Annotated in this window: 23 protein-coding genes; 12 read left to right on the forward strand and 11 right to left on the reverse strand. The window is 56.6% G+C overall.

The annotated features are described in order from the left end of the window. Positions 1-42 precede the first annotated feature (42 nt). The gene (locus tag QTL95_RS21330) at positions 43-258 is read right to left on the reverse strand and encodes a DUF982 domain-containing protein (RefSeq protein WP_336622294.1); all 216 of its coding nucleotides are present in this window, start codon (positions 256-258) and stop codon (positions 43-45) included. A 270-nt stretch (positions 259-528) separates the two neighbouring features. Between QTL95_RS21330 and QTL95_RS21335 the strand changes: the two genes are divergently transcribed. Next, entirely contained in the window at positions 529-879 is a 351-nt protein-coding gene (locus QTL95_RS21335; protein WP_289721910.1) for an RT0821/Lpp0805 family surface protein, read from the forward strand. Here QTL95_RS21335 and QTL95_RS21340 read toward each other — a convergent pair. Next, positions 760-1,116, reverse strand: coding sequence for a hypothetical protein (locus QTL95_RS21340; RefSeq protein ID WP_289722463.1), 357 nt, complete (start codon positions 1,114-1,116; stop codon positions 760-762). The genes QTL95_RS21335 and QTL95_RS21340 overlap by 120 nt on opposite strands. 76 nt (positions 1,117-1,192) lie before the next feature. Between QTL95_RS21340 and QTL95_RS21345 the strand changes: the two genes are divergently transcribed. After that, the gene (locus tag QTL95_RS21345; RefSeq protein ID WP_289721911.1) at positions 1,193-1,756 is read left to right on the forward strand and encodes an acyloxyacyl hydrolase; all 564 of its coding nucleotides are present in this window, start codon (positions 1,193-1,195) and stop codon (positions 1,754-1,756) included. Positions 1,757-1,940: 184 nt separating this feature from the next. Here QTL95_RS21345 and QTL95_RS21350 read toward each other — a convergent pair whose 3' ends face one another. Together QTL95_RS21350 and QTL95_RS21355 are read right to left on the reverse strand one after the other, a co-directional pair. Next, positions 1,941-2,630 carry a haloacid dehalogenase type II gene (locus QTL95_RS21350; protein WP_289721912.1) on the reverse strand — a complete coding sequence of 230 codons (690 nt, stop codon included), beginning with the start codon at positions 2,628-2,630 and terminating at the stop codon, positions 1,941-1,943. 42 nt (positions 2,631-2,672) lie between these two features. Next, positions 2,673-2,987: a hypothetical protein gene (locus QTL95_RS21355; protein ID WP_289721913.1), complete on the reverse strand. Its 315-nt coding sequence runs from the start codon at positions 2,985-2,987 to the stop codon at positions 2,673-2,675. Here QTL95_RS21355 and QTL95_RS21360 point away from each other — a divergent pair. After that, the gene (locus QTL95_RS21360; protein ID WP_289721914.1) at positions 2,986-3,186 is read left to right on the forward strand and encodes a hypothetical protein; all 201 of its coding nucleotides are present in this window, start codon (positions 2,986-2,988) and stop codon (positions 3,184-3,186) included. The genes QTL95_RS21355 and QTL95_RS21360 overlap by 2 nt on opposite strands. A gap of 527 nt (positions 3,187-3,713) precedes the next feature. Here QTL95_RS21360 and QTL95_RS21365 read toward each other — a convergent pair. The 3 genes from QTL95_RS21365 to QTL95_RS21375 form a co-directional block, all read right to left on the reverse strand. Next, positions 3,714-3,953, reverse strand: coding sequence for a hypothetical protein (locus QTL95_RS21365; RefSeq protein ID WP_289721915.1), 240 nt, complete (start codon positions 3,951-3,953; stop codon positions 3,714-3,716). Positions 3,954-3,963: 10 nt separating this feature from the next. After that, positions 3,964-4,287, reverse strand: a complete 324-nt coding sequence (locus tag QTL95_RS28965; protein ID WP_442981329.1) for a DUF982 domain-containing protein — start codon at positions 4,285-4,287, stop codon at positions 3,964-3,966. 2,120 nt (positions 4,288-6,407) lie between these two features. Then, positions 6,408-7,571: a sensor histidine kinase gene (locus QTL95_RS21375; RefSeq protein ID WP_289721917.1), complete on the reverse strand. Its 1,164-nt coding sequence runs from the start codon at positions 7,569-7,571 to the stop codon at positions 6,408-6,410. Between the two features lie 117 nt (positions 7,572-7,688). On the opposite strand from QTL95_RS21375, the gene QTL95_RS21380 reads away from it, so the two are divergent. The 7 genes from QTL95_RS21380 (at position 7,689) to QTL95_RS21410 (ending at position 15,167) form a co-directional block, all read left to right on the forward strand. Then, complete coding sequence (locus QTL95_RS21380; RefSeq protein ID WP_289721918.1) at positions 7,689-10,256, forward strand: HWE histidine kinase domain-containing protein; 2,568 nt, start codon at positions 7,689-7,691, stop codon at positions 10,254-10,256. A 71-nt stretch (positions 10,257-10,327) separates the two neighbouring features. Further along, positions 10,328-11,158 carry a PAS domain-containing protein gene (locus QTL95_RS21385; protein ID WP_289721919.1) on the forward strand — a complete coding sequence of 277 codons (831 nt, stop codon included), beginning with the start codon at positions 10,328-10,330 and terminating at the stop codon, positions 11,156-11,158. 41 nt (positions 11,159-11,199) lie between these two features. Beyond that, positions 11,200-11,826: a sensor histidine kinase gene (locus QTL95_RS21390; RefSeq protein ID WP_289721920.1), complete on the forward strand. Its 627-nt coding sequence runs from the start codon at positions 11,200-11,202 to the stop codon at positions 11,824-11,826. Beyond that, on the forward strand, positions 11,827-12,165 hold the full coding sequence (locus tag QTL95_RS21395; protein WP_289721921.1) for a response regulator: 339 nt from the start codon (positions 11,827-11,829) through the stop codon (positions 12,163-12,165). A 120-nt stretch (positions 12,166-12,285) separates the two neighbouring features. Beyond that, the gene (locus QTL95_RS21400; protein WP_289721922.1) at positions 12,286-12,549 is read left to right on the forward strand and encodes a hypothetical protein; all 264 of its coding nucleotides are present in this window, start codon (positions 12,286-12,288) and stop codon (positions 12,547-12,549) included. A gap of 427 nt (positions 12,550-12,976) precedes the next feature. Further along, positions 12,977-13,141, forward strand: a complete 165-nt coding sequence (locus QTL95_RS21405) for a hypothetical protein (protein WP_289721923.1) — start codon at positions 12,977-12,979, stop codon at positions 13,139-13,141. Between the two features lie 1,210 nt (positions 13,142-14,351). Further along, positions 14,352-15,167, forward strand: a complete 816-nt coding sequence (locus tag QTL95_RS21410; protein WP_289721924.1) for an 8-oxoguanine DNA glycosylase — start codon at positions 14,352-14,354, stop codon at positions 15,165-15,167. 17 nt (positions 15,168-15,184) lie between these two features. Here the strand turns inward: QTL95_RS21410 and QTL95_RS21415 are convergent, their stop codons facing one another. The 4 genes from QTL95_RS21415 to QTL95_RS21430 are packed head-to-tail and all read right to left on the reverse strand — an operon-like array spanning position 15,185 to position 18,027. Beyond that, positions 15,185-15,865 carry a hypothetical protein gene (locus QTL95_RS21415; RefSeq protein ID WP_289721925.1) on the reverse strand — a complete coding sequence of 227 codons (681 nt, stop codon included), beginning with the start codon at positions 15,863-15,865 and terminating at the stop codon, positions 15,185-15,187. Further along, positions 15,852-16,451, reverse strand: coding sequence for a 7-cyano-7-deazaguanine synthase (locus QTL95_RS21420; RefSeq protein ID WP_336622295.1), 600 nt, complete (start codon positions 16,449-16,451; stop codon positions 15,852-15,854). Before QTL95_RS21420 ends, QTL95_RS21415 begins: the two co-directional genes overlap by 14 nt. Further along, positions 16,448-17,629, reverse strand: a complete 1,182-nt coding sequence (locus QTL95_RS21425; RefSeq protein ID WP_289721926.1) for a PfkB family carbohydrate kinase — start codon at positions 17,627-17,629, stop codon at positions 16,448-16,450. The genes QTL95_RS21420 and QTL95_RS21425 overlap by 4 nt, the downstream gene beginning before the upstream one ends. Continuing rightward, entirely contained in the window at positions 17,626-18,027 is a 402-nt protein-coding gene (locus QTL95_RS21430; RefSeq protein ID WP_289721927.1) for a hypothetical protein, read from the reverse strand. The genes QTL95_RS21425 and QTL95_RS21430 overlap by 4 nt, the downstream gene beginning before the upstream one ends. Positions 18,028-18,978: 951 nt before the next feature. Here QTL95_RS21430 and QTL95_RS21435 point away from each other — a divergent pair. Together QTL95_RS21435 and QTL95_RS21440 are read left to right on the forward strand one after the other, a co-directional pair. Continuing rightward, positions 18,979-19,389, forward strand: a complete 411-nt coding sequence (locus QTL95_RS21435) for a hypothetical protein (RefSeq protein ID WP_289721928.1) — start codon at positions 18,979-18,981, stop codon at positions 19,387-19,389. Then, positions 19,386-20,645 (forward strand): MBL fold metallo-hydrolase, encoded by a 1,260-nt coding sequence (locus QTL95_RS21440; RefSeq protein WP_289721929.1) that lies wholly within the window; start codon positions 19,386-19,388, stop codon positions 20,643-20,645. The genes QTL95_RS21435 and QTL95_RS21440 overlap by 4 nt, the downstream gene beginning before the upstream one ends. Positions 20,646-20,657 lie beyond the last annotated feature (12 nt).

Genomic DNA, 20,657 nt, shown 5'->3' on the forward strand with positions numbered 1-20,657 from the left:
TGTCGTCCGGAAGCACGTGCATGCCAGCCGCGTGAGCCGCGACTACGAAGGCGGCACGCGCCGCTTGGGATCGGTGGCGAACACCATCGCGTCAATCGAACGCGCAAGCGCACTATGGAATGCAGGTTTCGACTTGTCGGGCCACTGTGATGTGAGGAATTTGATCATCTCCTCGACAGTCTCGGCGGGCGCATACTGGCCGGCACCATTGATTTCAACTTCGAGCGGCTCGATCGGTGTGAGGGCATACCTTGTCATGACGCCTAACCTCGCTGACTTTGCATGCGAGTCAACTGACGGCGAAGTGATTCGTTCCGAATCAAATCAAAGTGTTAAGCGGTATCGGCCTCGTTTAGAATTCGACTGAGCAACCTATTCTCCGACGCCGGCATAGCCCTTCACCTCGAGAACGTTCCATATGTCCGCAGGCTCCGCTCAAATGCCGCAATCATTTACGTCTTCGTAACCGATAGGTAATGGATATGCCTCTACGGTGACCGGGACGGTGTGATGGTGAATGGAGGAAGTATGTTGCGAGTTTCGCCCGGACTGAGTGTCGCGGTTCTTATTTTGCTGACCGCTTGCTCAACGACGGAGCCGCTCGTGACAGCCTCCACCACTCAGCCAAAGGCTCCGTCCCAGACTGATCAGGCAGTGATTGCCGAAACCGTCGGGCGCTCCGACGCCACCATGCAGCCCTTGGCTTGGGCAAACCCTTCAACCGGGAGCGCCGGGGTGATCCAACGGATTGCACCTGTCTCAGGCGGCGGCCAAGGCTGCAGGGAATTTATCAGTACTCACCAAACGATCAGCGGCAGTTCGAGCCTGAATGGCATCGCATGCCCGGCCGACGAAAACCATTGGAAAATCAGTCGCTGACTGGCTGTCATGCTCTATTTCCGTGCTATTCGGATTTTCGTGTGGAACCCGCTTGGCGAACTCTCTCTCCAATTCGGCATGCGGGTGGCGATAGGGCATTGCAATAAACGACGACATCAGGCGAAGCGAGCAGCCCAGATAAACTTTCTTGCGCGCCGTAGCTTGCGACCCGTCGGAGCCCACACGATTTGTTGCAGATTGGCAGCACCCAAGGGAATCCGGTTGTGTATAACGCACGCCACTTTACCAAATCAATTTGCATGCTACCAATTACGCTTGCGTCGAATCGCGCGTGGACTGGGGGCAATTCAATATGACGGCATCGATTGGACGCGCGGCATTGCTGGCGGCGAGTGGGATAAACATCTTGCTCCTGCCAGTGGCGGCTCACGCGGACGATAAAATTTTCGACGAATTGCGCTTTGGCGCGTCAGCTTCGATCCAGGACGGACACAGCCGCGAAGATGGAGTTTTCCCCGAAGTTACGGTCTTTTTCGATCCTTTCGGTCAGGATTCGGCGACCAACTGGAAGCAAACCCTTGCTCGCCCGCGACTAAACCTCGGCACCTCGATCGGCACGTCCGGCGAAGCGACGCAGATTTTTGGCGGCCTAGCGTGGACCGTGAACTTCAACGAGAAAATCTTCGCGGAAGCCGGCTTCGGCGGCGTCTGGCACAATGGCGACCTGGACAACAGCGTCGATGGCCCGGACCTCGGCTGTCGGTTCCTGTTCCACGAATATGTCGGTGCCGGTTATAGGTTCGACGCACACTGGAACGTCGTAGCTCAAGTCGCGCATTCGTCGCATGCAAATCTTTGCGACGGCCCGAACAACGGCATGACTCGAGCCGGCATCCAAGTGGGTTACAAATTCTAGACTTCTTCAGCTTGCCGGGTGCAACCATTCGAAAGGACGTCGCGCCGAGACGTTGACCTGGAAGAACTTGCAAACAATCGTCGGGCTGTTTTGACTGAACGAACCTGCGTCATAATCTCACAAACGGAGGAGTCTAGACCGCTCCTCCCGAAGTTAGTTTCACGCTCAGCCGCTGCAAAATCCGTCACGCCAAGAGCAACTCAGCTGCCTCGGTCAAGTTTGCAACTTCTGCATACGGCATCCAATCCGGATTACCGATTTCACCTCGCCGGTTGACCCAGATTCCACGTAACCCGAGCTCGTGGCGCGCCTTCATGTCCCAATACATTCCCATCGCAACGTGGACGGTTTCGTCGGGCGTGACGTTTATTGCGCGATAGCCGAATTCAAAGAATTCAATAGAAGGCTTGTATGACTGAGCCTGCTCTGCGGTAATGACGTAATCGAAGGGCACCCCGATTTTGTTGATTGTGGGAGCAATCAGATCGTCGTCCGAATTAGTGAAGACCGCCAATTTATAACGCCCGCTCAATCTCCTGAGAGCTTCGGGGACCTCTGGGTGCGGACCCATGGTCGTCGGTGACGCGGCTATGCGTTCGATATCCTCGTTGCTTGGTTCGATGCCATGCTCACCAAAAGCCGCCCGAAAACCGTCACGCAATATGGCTCTGTACTTGCGGTAAGGCTTTTCGGACGTCAGACGTCGGCTCCAAGCGGAATAGCTGTCGAGGATATCCGACGGGTTCGTCTTCTCTTTCACACCGTGAGCGGAAATGACGACACCGATCTCGTGCAGAAGAACCTCGTACCACTGCACGAGCGTTCCATAGCAATCGAACGTGATTACCTTCGGTTTTGAGTCCAGCTCGATCATCGCGGTTCCTCGGTTCACATGGAGTTGCTCAAAAAGAGATAGTCAATCTGCCGCCATTTCCAGGACAAGAGCATAGTTTTGAAGGACAGGTCCAAAGCTTAGGCGCACGCTGATGCGCTGCAACTGTGTTGACACAGCAATGAAAGAGAACATAATAGGAACATCCGTAACCATTATGAGGAATGCGGCCGTGACTAAAACGCACATAGCACGCTCGCGCGCCGAAGAGGTTTCTAGTGCCAACTGGACACCGCTGGCACGAGCGACGATAGCGGAAATCCATCCGGTGCTATTGGCAATCTCAATCTCGAAGACCAATTTCAAGGATTGGTCTGCCTCCTCAGAGAAGCTGGCCATGTCGAGTAACGCCGCAAAACAGATCGATCAGGACTACGAAGTGGATGCTGCCCTTGCCTTCCATGACGATGACGCGAAGGCGACGGTTGCGACACTCCTCGGAGACATCAAGCATCTCAGAATGCAGCTGCTGACGGACGTCGCCATGAGCCACGGGATGACGCGTGGATGGACACCCAAAATAGAGCGGGACGCCTGAGATGCTGGACAAGGTTCGACCTGAACGAAAGCAAAGCTTTGACGACGCATTCGGAAAGTGGTGGACGGTCGAAAAGCCCCGATATGGCGAACTCGTCAGTGAGACAGTCGCTAAAACTGTGTTCAGAGCGGGCTACGCTACAGGTCGCAGACCAAACTTGGATCGCTACGTCTTTGCGGTTGGAAAATTCCGGATAACCGTATGGGCAACCGGGCTGATGGACGCGAAGCGCAGGGCCACGGTTGAGGCGGATGTGCGGGCAGCAAAACGCGGTTGCAAGCGGCCGAAGGCCGGATGGGTCTTAAAGGAGGTCGTATAAGGTGACTGGTCTGGTTTCGGCTTCAACAAGGGCTAAAAACTAGATTGGCGGCGCTGGAAGCATCACCCTCACAGGACATCTGCGAGGCTGGAAGCCGCTAAGTTCATGGTGACGTTGGTAACGAATGCCCCCCGGGAGTGACGTTCTAGCAGAGCGACGGTCTTGAGTTTCGCTCGCCATTGCGCGCATCGAGCGCCGAACCACATTGTCACACTGTGCGACCGAGCTGCCTGAGAAAGTCCACCGCGGATTTCTTGTGCATCCTTAGATCGATCCCGCGTCGCGGGTCTCGTGCGTTCACAAGCGATTTCATTTTGTCGGGATCGATGATAATCACGACGTCGGCATCAGTCACGTCGACGGAAAATCCCTCTTGCAACAAGCGATCGACATAGGCTTTCACTGCTTCTGCACTCAAAGATATTCCCGGCCAGATGTGGTGTGCCAATCTGATCGCCTCAATGGACACGTCCCTCTGGCTCTAAGTCGAGCTCGGCTTGACGAGCGGCCTTCACAAAAGCCTTGCGTGCCTTTCCAGCTTTTGTCTCGTTCTGCTGGCATCCAAGGCAGGCTACCAACGCATCACGCCATACCGTATCGTTTGGGCGCTTGGGCCAACGGCTTGAGAGGAGCAACTCGGTCAATTCTACGATGGTGGCCGCGTCATGCCAGCGGTGCGATCCATCGAACCTGACCGAAAGGTGTTTGATTTTGACAGGGGAGGAAACGAACATTTTGCGTGCACCCTTGCTAGGCTTAACCGCATAACCGTGTGCGGGCATAAACGTTCCATGCAGCAACGCCTTTTGCTGCTAAGGAAATGCTGAGCTTTCAGCAAATTAGTCGTCGTTTTATGGTCACTCTCCCTGTGCTCGCTCCCCGTTACTCTCCCACGGACGCTGTAGAACCACCGTTGGTCTCATCCAAGAAGCTGGCCTCACCTCCCGCATCTGCGACAACAGCGAGTTCAGCACGCTGATAGGGAGCCTTGGAACCATAGGGCTCAATCGGCGTTCACTAGCAGGTTTCCCAGCACCCGGAGGTTCGAATGCCTACTAGGATAGGCTCTAGCGAGCTCAGGCTTTTGCACAAAGTGCTACGCGACGCCGGGTACCTGGTGCGGGAACCTTCCGACGATGCAGCTGAGACGAACGTGGCCGCGATGTTGCTGATCCAGCTCTTCACCGAAGGGGTAACAGACCCAGAAGAGCTATCACGCCAGCTCGAGTTCCGCTTTGGGAAGCATCCTAAGGCGCTCCAAGGTCTTCCAGCGTTCGTACCGAACAACGCAATTCGGGGGCTGACGCCACCTGAGCATGCCGGGAAAAGGTCGCCTAACTGGGGCATTCGTAAAGCCCATTAAGCCGACTTCTACAGCGATGTACTATCTTTCGTCGCCAATAACGATTCCCAGCCCGCAGATGTACTTATCCGTTGGATGCCCAGCTTTCTCGGCCTGCACGAGGTTGTCGTCCAGTCAGCTACCTTAACCGCTTTCGCCAAGTGGTCCGAAATCGCCCGACGAATGAATTCCTGTCGCTCTCCCCTGGAGGTCGCGTGAGTGCATCCACTGCGGCAATAACGGCCGCTGGATGCCCTCTTTTCTCTTCCATCAATCGTCCACGCCCAAGCCCTCTTAGGCCATCGATCACGATCCTTTCGCGCCGTGGGAGTTGTGCTGGCAATTCGTGCAATAAAGTTGATGTTCATTATTCGTTCCGCTAAACCACTGGAGTCAGCATCGCGCTCCCGAATATTACCGTGACGAAAGATTTGAATGGCGAGGATAAAAGCTGTTGAGCCAATGGCAACAACCTTACGGGCATTGAAGGGGGCAGTCATCATCGTCGAGTGCCAGCGGTGCCAAATCCTCGGGGAGATGGATCGGAAAGTGATCGTTAAGCGGTTCAAAGCCAGCGCGTCTGTCTTGCGCGTCCGGCGGGGGCTTGTCGGCGTGTGCGACCGCATGCAGTTCGATGATGGCGAAGACGGTTGCTTGGCCATCATCAAGGCCCGCTCGTAGGGGCCTGGTCGCTCGCTCGGACTAGGGTCAGCGCACGACGTGATGACCGCCACACCGACCTCTTCCGGGGCTTTGATGCGTGCCCGCCTGGCGAGTTCAGGGGTCGCCTCGCCACCCTTCGCTTTGCGATGCCCAAGTTTTACTCGAGACCGAACGCCTGCACCGGGATCGCGCGTCGCCTTTGAAGAAATTGACGCAGTCTGACCTCCCGATTGAAACTTGGATAGGTCGTCGTCGTTATAGAAGCAATCCGCGAAAGTCGGCAAAATCGGAAAAGGCCATGAGAACAATTTTTATCACCGCAGCTATTGCGCTCGTTGCAACGCAGTCTTTTGCGATCTCGCGGTTAAATCCGCAGTCGATGACCTGTGATAGAGCCAGGGCTACGGTCCACAACCAAGGTGCAGTCATCTTTCGCTGGACGTCTCCACGGGGACTACCAATCTACGATCGCTTCATTCGCAACAGCCGATACTGCGAAGCGAACGAATATGCGGAATGGAAAAACATCCCGACGAGAGACGATCGGTCTTGCCCGGTTCTGGCGTGTCGCAACCTGGACTTACGACCTGGGAGCGGTTTCTTCATCCCAGATAACAGTCTTTGACGCTATCCGGCCCAGCATCTTGCCGCGGAACTTCCGCCCAGAGCCACCTAACCTCGCCGCGATCCGTCTCAGCAAATGATTTTGTTCGACCAACCCGAACCTGATTGTTCGGCGATCCGAACGAGATAGTTCGAATGTCGAGTTAGACTCTGTCTTGATCCTGGGTAGTATCGTCGCGTCAGCGAGGCTTGTGTGGGAGTTCGGTGTCCTCCCATCCTCGACCGCGACAATCTTGTTCGCCGGCCAAGATCGCCAACTGCGACGGTCAGTCGTCACAAAGCGCCGGACGGAATTGAAAGGCGGACATCGACCCCATTCTCCTGCCACTCGTAATCGATCGAGCCGCCGAAGTGTCCTTTTACCGAGGTCGAAATAAGACGTGAGCCGAAACCGGTCCTTTCGGGGAGCGGAACTGACGCACTGCCTCGCTCCGACCAATTCAGATGTAGCGCAGTGTCCTCGGTCCATTCGACCGTCAAAACGCCCTCAGAGCTAGCGAGCGCACCATACTTGGCGGCGTTGGTCGCAAGTTCGTGCAAGATCAGAGCCATGCTCGTGATAGACCGCGCGGACACCTTCGTGTCTGCTGGGCCAGTAACCCGGATCGTCGCGGACCCATCACGGGCATAGGGAGATAGGATTTCCTCTATCACGTGCGAAAGCGGGATATCGACGCCCTCCGCGGCCTCGGGATTTTCCATCACTCCCGGTTGGACAAGTTCGTGGGCCCGTCCCAACGCGCTGAGTCTTCCGCGAACGGCCCGGGCATAGTCGTCCACGTTGGTCGCCTGTTTCGCGCTCATGTGGAGCAGCGAGTCCATAAGTGCAAAGATGTTCTTCACTCGGTGATTTAGTTCCCGGAGTAGCAGAAGTCGTACTTCTTCAGCTTTCGCTTTTGCCTGCTCGTTTCGATGGCGTTCGATTGCGATTGCGGTCGTGCGCGTCACCATGCTGATAATCTCGAGATCGCGGGCGTTGGGCTCCTTCGCTTCGTGGTAATAGTTTGCGAACGTACCGAGCACCTTTCCGTCAGACGCGAGGATCGGCATGGACCAACACGCCCTTAGACCGTGTCTGATCGCCACGTCTCGGTAGTCAGCCCAAAGCGGATCGGTTTCGATATCCGTGACGATCACCGGCTGCGCTTTGAATGCAGCGGTTCCGCACGACCCTACCCCAATGGCAACTGGTATCCCGTTGACAGCTGCGTTGTATTCCGGCGGGAGGCTCGGCGCAGCGCCCTCGATGAGGCGTTGTCCATCATCTGAGACTAGCAGCACTGAAGCCAGCATCTCACCGTTCGTCGGCTTCTCAACTGTGAGAATAATGTCGCGAAGAACGTCTTGGAGCGGGCCACCGATAGCAACGCGAGTCAAAATCTCTCGTTCTGCGATGACAAGGTCGGAAAAGCCCGACATGAGGTTCACGAATTCCATCTGCGCTTTCTATTCGGTTTCCCGCCCATCTTGCTGCGAGAAGACACTGCGTTACATAAGGAGGAGCCGACAGAAGTCACGGAACATCTTTATTCTTTGCTAGTGCGGGAAACGTCATTGCATTACGATAGGTCAAAGGTCGATTTAACCAACTGCGACCGCGAGCCAATCCATATTCCAGGGAGCATCCAGCCACTTGGCGCGCTGATCGTCGTCGAAGACGATAGTGCCGCGATTGGTTTTGTCTCGGCAAACATCGGCGAGTTTCTTGGCGACACCAACCACGAGTACCACGGGCTTACCCTCCCTGAAGTCCTCGGAGCAGATGTGGCGCATAGCATCGGCAACGCCGCGGCGCGGGCTGGCTCCGGATCGACAGCAGGCGTCGTTCTGAATGCCTCGGTCGGCACGAAACGAAGCCGCTCCGATATCTCCGTTCACCGCTTCGAGGGAAGAACCTTCGTGGAGCTGGAAAACCCCGCTCCGATCCAAGACACGGAGATCGCGTTACACCTGACCCAGTCTCTTGTCAGCCGTATCGACGGCAAGACCGAGTTCGAACCCCTCGTGGAGACGGCGGCCCGCTTGATCAGGGCCATGCTCGGCTATGACCGCGTGATGGTTTACCGTTTTCTGCACAACGGCGCTGGTCGTGTTGTCGCCGAGGCGAAAGACCCGGGAATGAGCAGCTTCCTTGGCCAGCATTTTCCATTCTCCGACATCCCAGTCCAGGCTCGCAAGCTTTACGTTCAAAGCTGGGTACGAGTTATCGGCGACACAGGGTTTACACCTGTCCCGTTGGTCCCCGCGTTGAAAGACGGCGAGCATCCCGTCGATATGTCACATGCCTATCTACGAAGCGTATCGCCGATCCATTGCGAGTACCTGCGGAACATGGGTGTCGCCGCCTCCATGTCGATTTCGATTGTCGTGGAAGGGCAACTTTGGGGCCTTATCGCTTGTCATCACAACAAACCCAAGTGGCTCTCGATCCCATTGCGGATCGCTACCGAACTCTTTGCGCAGTATCTTTCACTTCAGGTCAGCGCGCTCGAAAGCCGACAGCAAAAGCTTTCCGCTCTCACTACTCGGCGAAAGCTAGACGCGATTATATCTGACGTCGATCCCAATGACCCAGTAGAGCTTTCGCTGAAGAAACGGCTGCGTGAATTTTCATCGCTGATCGCTTGCGATGGAGCAGGTCTGTGGTCGCGGGGAGAGTGGGCCGCCTATGGTGTGGCTCCAGACGAGCACGTAATTCCCGATCTGATGAAGGCAGTGACGGAGAAGTCTGACCGCTCCATTTGGGATACTCAGGACCTAGCGTCCTTCATGGGAGACGACAACGCCTATGGCGGGCGGGTCGCCGGATTGCTCGCGATACCGATATCGGCCGCTCCAAGGGATTACCTCCTGTTCTTCCGGAGCGAGGAAGCGCACCAGATAGAGTGGGCAGGAGAGCCGAAGAAGAAGGTCGAGATGACGGGTTTCGGCGAAAGGCTCACTCCTCGCGGAAGCTTTGAGACCTGGCGTGAGGACGTGAGGGGAAAATCCGTTCCGTGGACCGAGGCCGATCTGGTGGTCGCCGACTCGATACGAAGCTACGTACGCGACGTCATGCTATCGCACAGCGATGCGACCGAGGAACAGCGGGAAAGAGTCGAAAACCAGCGGAGCCTGCTTAACGCTGAACTCAACCACCGGGTCAAAAATATCCTTGCGCTCGTCAAATCGATCGCCACCCAAACGGGAGTGAACTCGGCGACCGTCGAGGACTATGCGAACTCGTTCGAGGGTCGCCTTAGGGCGCTGTCCTACGCGCATGACCAGTCGTTTTCGGGGACGGACGGGGGAGAACTGCGAAGCCTTATCGACGCTGAGGCGGGAATGCACCGGTTCGCCAAATCACCCGATCGCATCGCGCTATCGGGCGACCCGGTCGGGTTGACCGAACGCGCTTTCGGCGTGTTCGCGCTCCTGTTGCACGAGATGATGACGAACGCAGCAAAATACGGCAGCCTCTCCGTCGCTTCGGGCCATCTCGATGTACGATGGCACTTGGACGACAAAGGCGACTGCATCATCGAGTGGACTGAGAGCGGAGGACCGAAGGTGGTCGCTCCCACTCGTCGTGGCTTTGGTTCCAACCTCATCCAGAAGACCGTCTCCCACGATCTCCGCGGCAGCGTCCGCCTCGACTTCGACCCTGCAGGACTGAAGGCTAGGTTTGTGATCCCCGGTGAACACCTCCATGTTGTCGCTCAGCGCGAAAACTTTGTCGATATCACCGCTCCATCTAAAAGCCCCCTCCTCGGCTTGACCGTTCTACTTGTTGAAGATCAGGCCCTTATCGCGATGGACACCGAGGAACTGCTACGGGGACTGGGGGCCGCGAATATCCTTGTCGCCCCGGATGTCGCGAAAGCATTGGATCACGTTTCCGCAACGGATATCGATTGTGCGGTCCTCGACCTAAATCTCGGGAACGGCACTTCGGAGCCAGTTGCCTCCGAACTGATAAAGCGAGGAACGCCGTTCGTGTTTGCTACCGGCTATAGGGACAGCGTCAGCATCCCTCAGGGCTTCTCGGACGTGCCCGTTGTCAGGAAGCCAGTGTCGAGAGCCATACTGGCGACGGCCTTCGACACCGTCCTCGAAACGCAGACGAGAGATCAGCAATCATAGCGGGCCTAAACGGTCTTGCCCGGCGACCTGACTGCAACAGATTATCGAAACCCCTCGCAAACGGATTTCCCTTGTCGACCCACAGTTACCAAGACGATCCTTTCCGCTTCCTTGGGCATACCGGTGAAGTCGCGTCCATCATCAGAAACCACGACTGGTCGGCTACCCCGCTCGGAAGGGTCGAAAACTGGCCGCAGTGTCTGAAAACTGCCACGGCGCTGCTTCTGCAATCACCTATCCCACTCGTCATGCTTTGGGGGGAACAAGGGGTGATGATCTACAACGATGCCTACTCAGCGTTTGCAGGACATCGGCATCCCGAATTGTTCGGGTCGAACGTGCGCGAAGGCTGGGCCGAAATCGCCGACTTTAACGACAACGTCATGAAGGTCGGCCTTGCTGGACAGACCCTGTCCTACCGTGATCAGGAACTCACCCTTCATCGCAACGGGTATCCTGAACAGGTCTGGATGGACCTCGCCTATTCTCCTGTGCCGGACGAGAACGGCGACCCGGCGGGCGTCATTGCAATCGTCGTGGAAACCACCGAGCGTGTTCTGGCGGAACGCCGTAACAAGGAAGAATCCCAGCGACTTCAGAACTTGTTCGAACAGGCCCCGACGTTCATGGCAATGATCAGCGCCGACAAACACCGATTCGATATGATCAATCCAGAGTATCGGAAGCTGATCGGCGATCGCGACGTTGTCGGCCGTCCGTTCGTCGAAGCCCTGCCAGAGGTAGCCGAGCAGGGCTATAACGAGCTGCTCGCCAATGTCTTTCAGACGGGGCAAACGATCAGGCGGACGTCCGAACGCGTGATGTTTCGCTGGACCCAAGACGGACCTTTGAGGAGCGGTATGTCGACTTCGTCTATCAGCCGATCCGCGACAAAGGCGTAGTAACGCACATCTTCGTTCAGGGGTCGGATGTCACCGAGCGCGTGCGCGCCGAAAACCATCAAAAGCTCCTCATCAACGAACTCAACCATAGAGTCAAAAACACTCTGTCCTCGATCCAATCGATCGTAGCGCTTACGCTGCGCGGAGAGCAGTCGAAGCAGGAAGCGTCGGCTTCGATAACGTCGCGCATTCTTGCGCTTTCCCGGGCCCACAACATCCTTACGAACGAAAATTGGGACGGGGCCGACCTTCATCAAATGGTTGAAAGCGCCCTTGAAGCTTTCCAGCAAGATGGTCGGGTAGCGATACGGATTGAAGGTCCACCTCTCCGCGTAGGGCCGCACGCAGCACTGTCCCTCGCCTTGGCCCTGCACGAACTCGGCACGAACGCGGTCAAATACGGCGCGCTTTCGAATGGCACGGGCACGGTGACCGTCGACTGGAATGTCGATCCGAACAATCGCTTCACGCTTGATTGGACAGAACAGGGCGGGCCGAATGTAATTATCGCTGACCGTCAAGGATTCGGCTCTCGGCTCCTGTTGCGGATTTTGCCCAAGGAACTTCAAGGCACCGCGGGCATTTCCTTTGCGTCGTCAGGCGTCACCTTCAAACTGGAGACCTCGTTGGAAGCCGTCAGCGATCGATCACTGGTAGATGGAAGCTGAATGGCACGCATACTCATCGTTGAAGACGAAATGCTCGTCGCCATGCTGCTTGAGGACGTTGTTATGGACCTTGGCCATGAGGTTGTCGGACCGGCGATGCGTCTGGAGGCGGCCCTCTTGGCGGCCGAAGAAGAACAGTTCGACTTTGCAATTCTTGACATCAACCTAGCCGGAAAGCAGTCATTTCCGGTTGCTGACCGCCTTCGGGAGAGGTCGATACCCTTCATGTTCGCGAGTGGATACGGGGCGCGAGGATTGGAAGAGGCCTATCGAACGGTTCCAGTTCTCCAGAAGCCATATTCACAGGCGCAGCTTGAGGCCCTTCTGCGTAACATCTGAACTGACTTCGACCGGTAGCCCCTGACAAGTCGTAAGGTTCGGGGGCAGTCAACGCGGGACTTCCTTTTCCCCGCCCTCCATGCAAATTTCCGTGCCGCCTCATCAACCGTGGACACGACCATGCCGCCCGAATTCGATACTCACCTCGCTGCTCTCATGATCAAGTCGAAGAAGCGATCAAGGGATGACCTCTGGAACACAGCCATCATGGCAGTGATCGCCGCTGGGCTCGCTTATTGGGCCTATCACACCGTCGCCCATGCGGTCCTGTTTGCATTTTTGGCCTTCGTGATAGTCGCGATGGGCAATCGCATCTCAAACGAGATGCATCAGTGGCGTTCCAAGATCGAAGCAAACCGGCTTATGGACAAGCTCGGGATGTGAACACCGCTTTCCTTGTTTAGGTGGCGTCGTAGGTATCGCCCTCTTGCGCCTGGGGCGTAGCAAGCTCCATACGAGTGTCTGGATGGATCAATAGCCACCGGCCGATCGGAAAATGGCAGGGCACGGTTATCGGGTGCATCTACCTCGCCCTCGGCGCGCGGTTGGCCCTTCAGTACCGCTAACCAACACTCTGCAGTACCGCTAACCAACACTCTGCCTTGCGGCAACCTGAGCGTCAGGAACGCAGGCCACATGAACATGTACGCTAACGTACCAAGCTTTATGCTTGAACATCAATGGTTTGCCGCTAATCCTGAATGTCGATTGCAAGCCGATTCATTCATGCTGGTTCAACAGCACTCGCCCCGCCAGTCGCGGGGCGTTTTTTTTCCGGATAGCTGTCCGGTAAAAAAGGACGAGACATCGTTTGACCAAGACCGACTGGCCGAAGGAGCCGCTCACGGCCGACGACATGCAGATGTTGCACGGCGTCCTCGTCAACTGGTGCCGCAACAATGACTGCGATCCCTCCAGCGAGCGCGGACGGCTCGCCGCCAAGTGCTGCCCCGCGTCGTTCGCAGGGTCAAATTGATATCATGAGCAGATGCCGCCGATCCATGCATGTTCGCTTCTGATCGATAACCAGTCCATCTTTATCCCTGTTGGGAATGTAGACGGCGAACCTATCGCCCATCGCCTCTCCCTTGAATGCCTCGACGACATCGAATTCTTCTTGCAACTTGTAACTCCAATATTGACTTTTGGGGCAGAAAGTCAATGGCCGGTCAGGCCTCGCTTTGCTCGTCAGCTCTATCGATAAATTAAAGGAGAACGGCTAGAGCGAAGCCTGCCCTCGCCCGGCAAGGGACGACGCAGGAGCACGCGGTAGATTTCAGTAACCAGCTGAAAAACATGGGGTATTGCTTTGTTCCGGATAGACGATTTGCATATCGAATAACTGTTATTTGCCACATGATTAAGGGGCAGCGTGCGACAGCGCCTGATGGGCCGCGCGAGAGCAGGAAGATGGCAATTCACTCGAAAGCGTGTTCGACGGCGGCCTCGGTGTTGGTTCAGAGTTTGGTAGTGCTGCGTTCACCACATTTGAACGAGTCAACCACCCGATGAGGCGGGTTAAGGCTCTCGTCATCTTGTCTCGCTAAGGCCCCACCATGAGACAGTCCGAAACCAACGCAGAGAGTTGAAATGACCCGTTACGAAGTCGAGATGTCAGACGACCAATGGGTAGTGATTGATCGCATCACAGGGCTAGCTCTCCGTAATGGTCACAGTGAGCGGTGCACGCGTCTGGAAGCTCAGGCTCTCGCCGATTTTCGCAATGGCATTGGAAGCCCCACACAGGAGCGTGTCCGCACCCGCCTTCAATCCATCCGACTTGCGTGGAAAGCTATCGTGCGCGGGCGTCGCTAGCGCCCAAAACCCATTGTTCCTGCCGATAAAACGAGAAAGACCCGCTCATCGCTGAGCGAGCCTTTCATCACTGTCCGAACGCGTGGTCACTAATCGGACGCGGCCCTCGTAGCCGCTCGTAATGACTAGCGAAACATGCTTTCCGCAACATTAACGGGCGTTACCGGGAGAGAATGCAGCGAAATTAAAGATTAAGCTCCGTCTACAGCGAGCTGCCACTTGCCGCCGGCGCTTGCCGCAGGCAATCCGGGCGGGCGATACTTTCAAGGCACAGGCAGGGCAGACAGACGCAAGCTACTGAGAGCATCCTTGCCAACACCTGGGGAAAAGCCATTGGGTCTTCGAATTCGATGGACGTTGGGGAGAAATCGATGTTTGAGAGCGTCTCTGATTGCGGGGCCGACATGCAGAGTATGTGGATCAACATCGACGGACGGTTCGAGGAATTACAGATTCCCCACGATCGAGCCGAAGTCATGCCCGGCGTCCAATGGGGAATGCCGGAGAACCTGTTCACACCCGCCTTCTGGAAATATCAATCCGAGGCACAGGTCCGGCGGCGGCGATACGGAAACCATCGCCTCGGCGCGAACCTCCTTGAGGAGATTTCAGTATGCCTGCTTGGCGGCTACGGCATCCCCGCAGAGATGGGACTTCTTGCTTTCGAGCGGTTGAGAGATAACGGTCTGCTAGACGGCACTGCAAGCGAGGACGATCTGCGCGCGATGCTCTCGTCACCATTCGAGGGAGACGGTCGCTCGCGAAAATACCGCTTCGCAAACCAGAAGGCCAAGTACCTTTCACGCTCGCTCGCCGAAGCCAGGCAACTGAATGACCTCGGAGGTGACAAGTCGAGCCGTGATGCCCTCCTAGCGCTTCCGGGAATTGGTCCCAAGACCGCGTCATGGGTGATACGAAATCACTACGATTCCGACGAAGTCGCCATCATTGACATCCATTTGCACCGCGCTGGGCTGCTGATGAATCTGTTCGGGAAGGAATCCGACCCGGCCAAGGACTATTTCGCGCTCGAGGACGCGTTCTTGAGCTTTGCCAATGCCATCGCGGTACGTGCCAGTGTGCTTGATGCGGTGATCTGGGACTATATGAGGCGGATCGGCCCCACTGCCATTCGCCCACGCACGGCTGCCGTTTCACCGAAAGCCCAGCTCGAACTGGTTCTCTGACCTTCCGACGGGCCGTTTCACGGGGCCATACTACCCAGTGCGGCCACCCCAACGCCGATGGCCGTGTGACCCGACGGGAGCAAGGCGTCGACAAGGCCCTGCCCCAGGATTCCCAACGGGCAAAACGCCAGACCGAGCGTCGTGGAGATGAGCGCCATCGTTTGCAGCGCCGCTCCCGCGTCCCGCCAAAGGAGCGACTGGTAGTTGCTGTAGAGGGCCTGTGAATCACGGGTATCGGCCAATAGAACGAGAAAGCAACCGTTTACGCCCGGGATAACCTCAAGGCACTCACTCAGAAAGCTTCGGACCTCGCTGGGCGCAGTTGGCGCGATGGACTCGAAGCAATCATCTTCATCGTTGTAGAAGATGATTTCGCCCGCGCCTGTCACGATCAGACATTTGACAGGATGTATCGCACCAGCGGAGACCAAGCGCTTTCGCCGGCGGCCTTCAAGGTCGCCAGCACCGAAAAACGTAGTCCGGAAAGTCTCCCTTAGGACCACCGCGGCATCGGCCACGGATATTGGTCCTTGGCTCCTGATTGATCGTCGCCCATCCATGGATGCCTTCAAAAGCCCGTCGTCGAGAGAGAGCGTGCTTCTTTGGGCATAATCGATCGTGTTTTCAGAATTCCACGCAAACCCCTTGCGCTCGGGCTTAATCCCAGTCCGGGGCGACGGGTCCTCAGTGCGGGACATCGCCAATAGCTTCCATTGTTTCGTAGTGCTTTCGGCAGCCGCGGCAGTGCCCGCACGCGTAATCGCTGACGTGGCAGGAGTGCGACCAAGCTAGTAAGTCGTCGGGAATGCCGGATTGCTGTACAAGTTCGGCAGCTGTGAAGGCCGCAGCCGGGGCCTCCAGTCGCAGTCCTCCTTCTTGCATCGAGAGAAGATCGCTCAATGCTTTCACGAACTCCGGTCTGCCGTCTACGTGAAACCCATCGGTCTTGAGAGCCCCTATTTCGAGGACGTCTATGTCATGCTTTATGCATTCCATCGCCGCGATGGTCACGAGCATCTGATTGCGATAAGGCCACCACTCGCTAGCGGGTGCGTGCTTGCTCACGGCCGTCCCTGAGAGATCGCCGCTACCAAGCGCGGACAAGTCGACCCTTATGACCTGGTGCTGTATTCCGAGCGCATCGGACACAGCTGACGCTGCGCGGACTTCACCCTCCCCGGACTTTTGCCCATAGTGAATCGTGATCGCCAAGTCCGGGCGTCGCCAATACGCGAGACAAGTCGAGTCCATCCCACCTGACAGCAGCAAGGCCCTACGCATCATCGCCACGCGATCTGGAACATCGCGCTTACCAGGTCGTCGTGCAGGTATGCGCCTGTGCCTCGTGGCAGCTTCAAGTCAACCTCCCGCATGTTCTGTGCTACGCAGAATACGGGTTTCTCGAGCGCTCGGGCGAAGCCAACCTCGAAGACGGTTCCTGGGCTGCTGCCGTTCAACAAGGCAAAAACGACATCACAGTCCCTGATGGCGGAGATGTCATGCTGAACTACGATGTCAGCGCTGCCGGGCCCTACGTCATGAATCGGGCTGAACACCGACATGCCGAGATCGCGGAGATGATTCCGGACATCGTCGATGAGCATTCGTTGTCCGGTCTCTCGAAAAGGGCCCGCGAGATATACGTTCCCGCCTGTTCGGCGGGCCGGCTCGCGGTTAGTTGAAATCGCCTCGTTGGACAGCGGCAGAATTCGAGACTCGACGTACGCCGCGGTCGCCAAGCTTGCGATGTTGGCTGCTTCCGCGGGGTCCATTCGATCGACCGCCCAAGCCTTCGTGAACGCCGCGACGAAGACGTCACCAGACCCGATCGTGAAGACGTTTGTCGTCTTGTACGCGGGCACGGCGGAGACCTTTCCCTCGTGGTAGACAGCCGCCCCGTTTAGTCCGTCTTTGATGATGACCACCTCAGCGCCATCACGATCCTGGAGTGTCTTCGCCGCTGCTGCCAGGTCAGCAGTCTCCGTCATCCGAAGTGCCTCTCCCTTGTTCGCGACGATGGCGAGATGAGCTGCTTGTGAACGCGACGCCGAGAAAGGCAAGACCTCGAAAGCCGACTGGGGATCATAAACGCAGTAGTCTGAAACCACTTCAGGGTCGCTTTCCAGCATTCCGAACTTGATGACGATCTTATTGCGTATTGGCGGGACTTTGACCGGCGCAAGCGGAAGCTGGGGAGTGATGGCAGGAACTGCCAACGAGTGCACATAGTCGAAGACAATGGGCTCAGGTCGATCAGTGACAAAAATCGAGACTCCGTACTGCTCGAATATCGCAGCCGCGGAAATCTTCTCGCGACTGGAAAGTGCCGTGTGGAGTCGCAAAGTCAGCCCGGATGCGGCAAGTGCCATTGCCGCACGTCCAGCCGATCCAAACAATTCGTCCCAGTAAGGAAAGGCGCATTTTTCTCGGTAGACGCCGCCTACGATATCGACCGCGGTCATTGCGGATAAATCTCCACCGTAACGAGCCCACCTTGAATCGATGTTACCCGCGCCTTGTAGACCTGCCCGAGAGCAATGCACTCGATGATGTCCGCAAGACGCGCGGACGTGATCGAGCCAGCGATCTGGCCCGACGATGTCATGACTACGACACGCGATGGCTGCGTCTGGTGATGGACGTCCAGCACCGCGCCAGCCTGTATCGTCGCGATTACGGTAGCATTCGGCGAACTAAGTCTGGTAATTTCGGTGAACAGGCAGGCGTTGCCTCCCCCTGCTCCACCTCCACCACCGCCGCCACCCGTATCGGAACCCGGCTCAATTAGCGTCGGCTTTCCAACGGTAGATGCGGGCCGCCAGTTCTTGTCCGAGCTATCGCTCGGTCCTCCTCCGGACATCTTTCAACTCCTCGCTTGCAGTCAGAGTCCAGCCGCTATGGCCCACCCCATGTGAAATTCACTTCAAGATTATGGTTGCGGGATTTGGCTTGTGATCTTTATTCGCGCCATTCCCTGCGTCCACTGCAGCTCCGATTAGACCACCAGCGATGATGTTTCCCGCCATGGCATTGTTTCCTCCATTGCTCGCGACGGCGTCGACTTTTACGGAGCCGCTTTTGCTTCCGAGCTTCGCGGTGGCTGTGAACGCGGTCTTTCGCGGCACCTTGAGTTGGCATGGGGTCGCCGGGCAGCTCAAACCAATGTCGGTTGAAACCGCCGCACCTCACGGCACCGACTGGATTGTGACAAGTTCAGTTGTACCACGAGTGACGGAGGCACAGCTGGAAAGCGCCGCAACAAGTACGGACGCAATAATGCTCTGATATTTCATCGAAACCCCGATTGATTACTTACACGACATGAGTAATCACGTGATATCCAAGTTGCAACATCAAAAAGTGCACCTTAATGGTTTATCAGCACAACTCTACTACGGTCCCGGTTGAAGAAGCATGCATTTATACATCGGACAAATGGGACTGCATCGATCTATTCAGTAAAGTCGACTGTGGAGATATCGCTTGCCGTGAGCGTTGTGGGTGACAAAGAATCGGGCGCTGCCATCTGGGGCCAAGTTGATGCCGCAATATGCTCTCCAAGGCGAATAAAGGTTGGCCTCGGTGGGGCACGTAAAGCTTCACTACCAGTTGATCCGCGAGCGAGTTTTACTCTGATGACGGCGAGGTCGACATCACCTTGGTTCGGCGACTCGGTCAAGCTCACTTTCACCGATGGCGTCATCGGTCGGGCCTCGAACTTCCATGGCTCGCGTGAGTTGCATTTTTGCAACGACGAATCTGAATTGGATTTTGGTGTTACATAATCGCGTTGTCGCACGTATATGCACCCATGACAGCATCTTGCGAAACGCCACCACGGAAAATCGGCATCTTCTGGTTCGTTCCGGCCGGTAAAAGCTATCAACTTATCTGCCTCGCGCACGAGGCCAGCCGCGTCCACACCATCGGTGGATTCAAGACAATTGAAGAAGGGCATGTCGACACCTGGGCAAAGGTGCAGAAGGTGAACCGCGCCCTACGGCCGTTCGGCTACGAGCACTTTCCAAGGGGGCGCGTTAACTGGCGAGAGGTCGATGGAGCATTTCTGCTCTTGGCCGATCCCTCGATCTTCGACTGCGAACTTCATTCAGTGATCATTGAGCGTTGGAACCTGCAGGCGGAGAACGTGTACCTCATCCGCGACAGTCATTACCGGACGAACCAGCTTCCAACATTCTTCAGCAGAGGGGGACTTGCATGAACGATGGGTTGCAAATCTGCATTCATAGAGGGACCAATCAGATTGGCGGTAGCTGCGTCGAGCTGCAGTATGCTGGAAAACGTATCGTGGTGGACTTGGGGCTGCCTCTGGACGCAGAATTGGAGGCGACCGACCTTCCAGACATTCCTTCCATTCACAGCGATGACGGCTCGCTGCTTGGCTTCTTGCTGAGTCACGGGCATCGCGATCACTGGGGACTGCTGCCAAAGCTGCCTCCGGCTATCAACGTACACCTCGGCCGTAAGACGCTGTCCATCATGACGGCTGCGGCTCCCTTTATTCCTGGCGGTTATGCTCCAGTGGCCTCCGTGACATACTCGGACGGGCAGCAGTTCGAATTGGGACCGTTCAAGATCACGCCCTATTTGATGGATCACTCTGGGTTCGACGCATATGGCTTCCTTATCGAGGTAGGTGGCAAGCGGGTTTACTACTCGGGCGATATCCGGGGACACGGTCGCAAGGCCGCACTCTTCGAGCGCTTCATCAAGTCACCCCCCAGCGCCATCGATGTCCTCCTAATGGAAGGATCAAGCCTCGGTCGCCTGCAAGCTGGGGAGCGTTTCGAAACCGAGGCCGAAATCGAAAACCGTCTCCTCGACGTCATGAAGACCGCTAGCGGCATGGTTCTGGTGGCATGCTCCGCCCAGAACATCGACAGGGTGGTTAGCGTCTATAGAGCCGCGAAGCGTTCCGGCCGACAGTTGTTGGTTGATGCCTACGCAGCTGAGGTCCTGAAGGCTACCGACACGAAGTCGATCCCCAAGCCAACTGAGGAGTGGAGCGATGTCAAAGTCTACATCCCGCAGGCACAGCGCCGCTTTCTTAAAGAGAAGAACATCGCTTCGCTGGTCGATGCCTATAAAGGACGGCGGGTCTTCCCCGAGGCGTTGCGGAGCGAGGCGGCTCGTAGCGTGATGATCATCCGACCCTGGATGCTGCGCGATCTGGAACGTGCAGGGGCGCTCGACGAAGCGACAGCTGTCTGGTCGCAGTGGGATGGTTATCTGAAAGACGAGACTGGGACCAGGTTCGTCGAAGCCTGCGCCGCATCCTCTATTCGCTTCGAGATCATTCACACATCCGGTCACGCCGATCCACACGACCTGAAGCGCTTCTCCGAAGCCGTGAGCCCCATGAAGCTTGTTCCGATCCATACGTTCCATCCGGAGCAGTTTGACGGCCTGTTCGCCAACGTCGTTCGCTCCAGCGACGGCGAGTGGTTCAACGCATAATCCATTGAGAGA

Source organism: Rhizobium sp. S152, from assembly GCF_030380735.1.
In the GTDB taxonomy this organism is placed as follows: domain Bacteria; phylum Pseudomonadota; class Alphaproteobacteria; order Rhizobiales; family Rhizobiaceae; genus Rhizobium.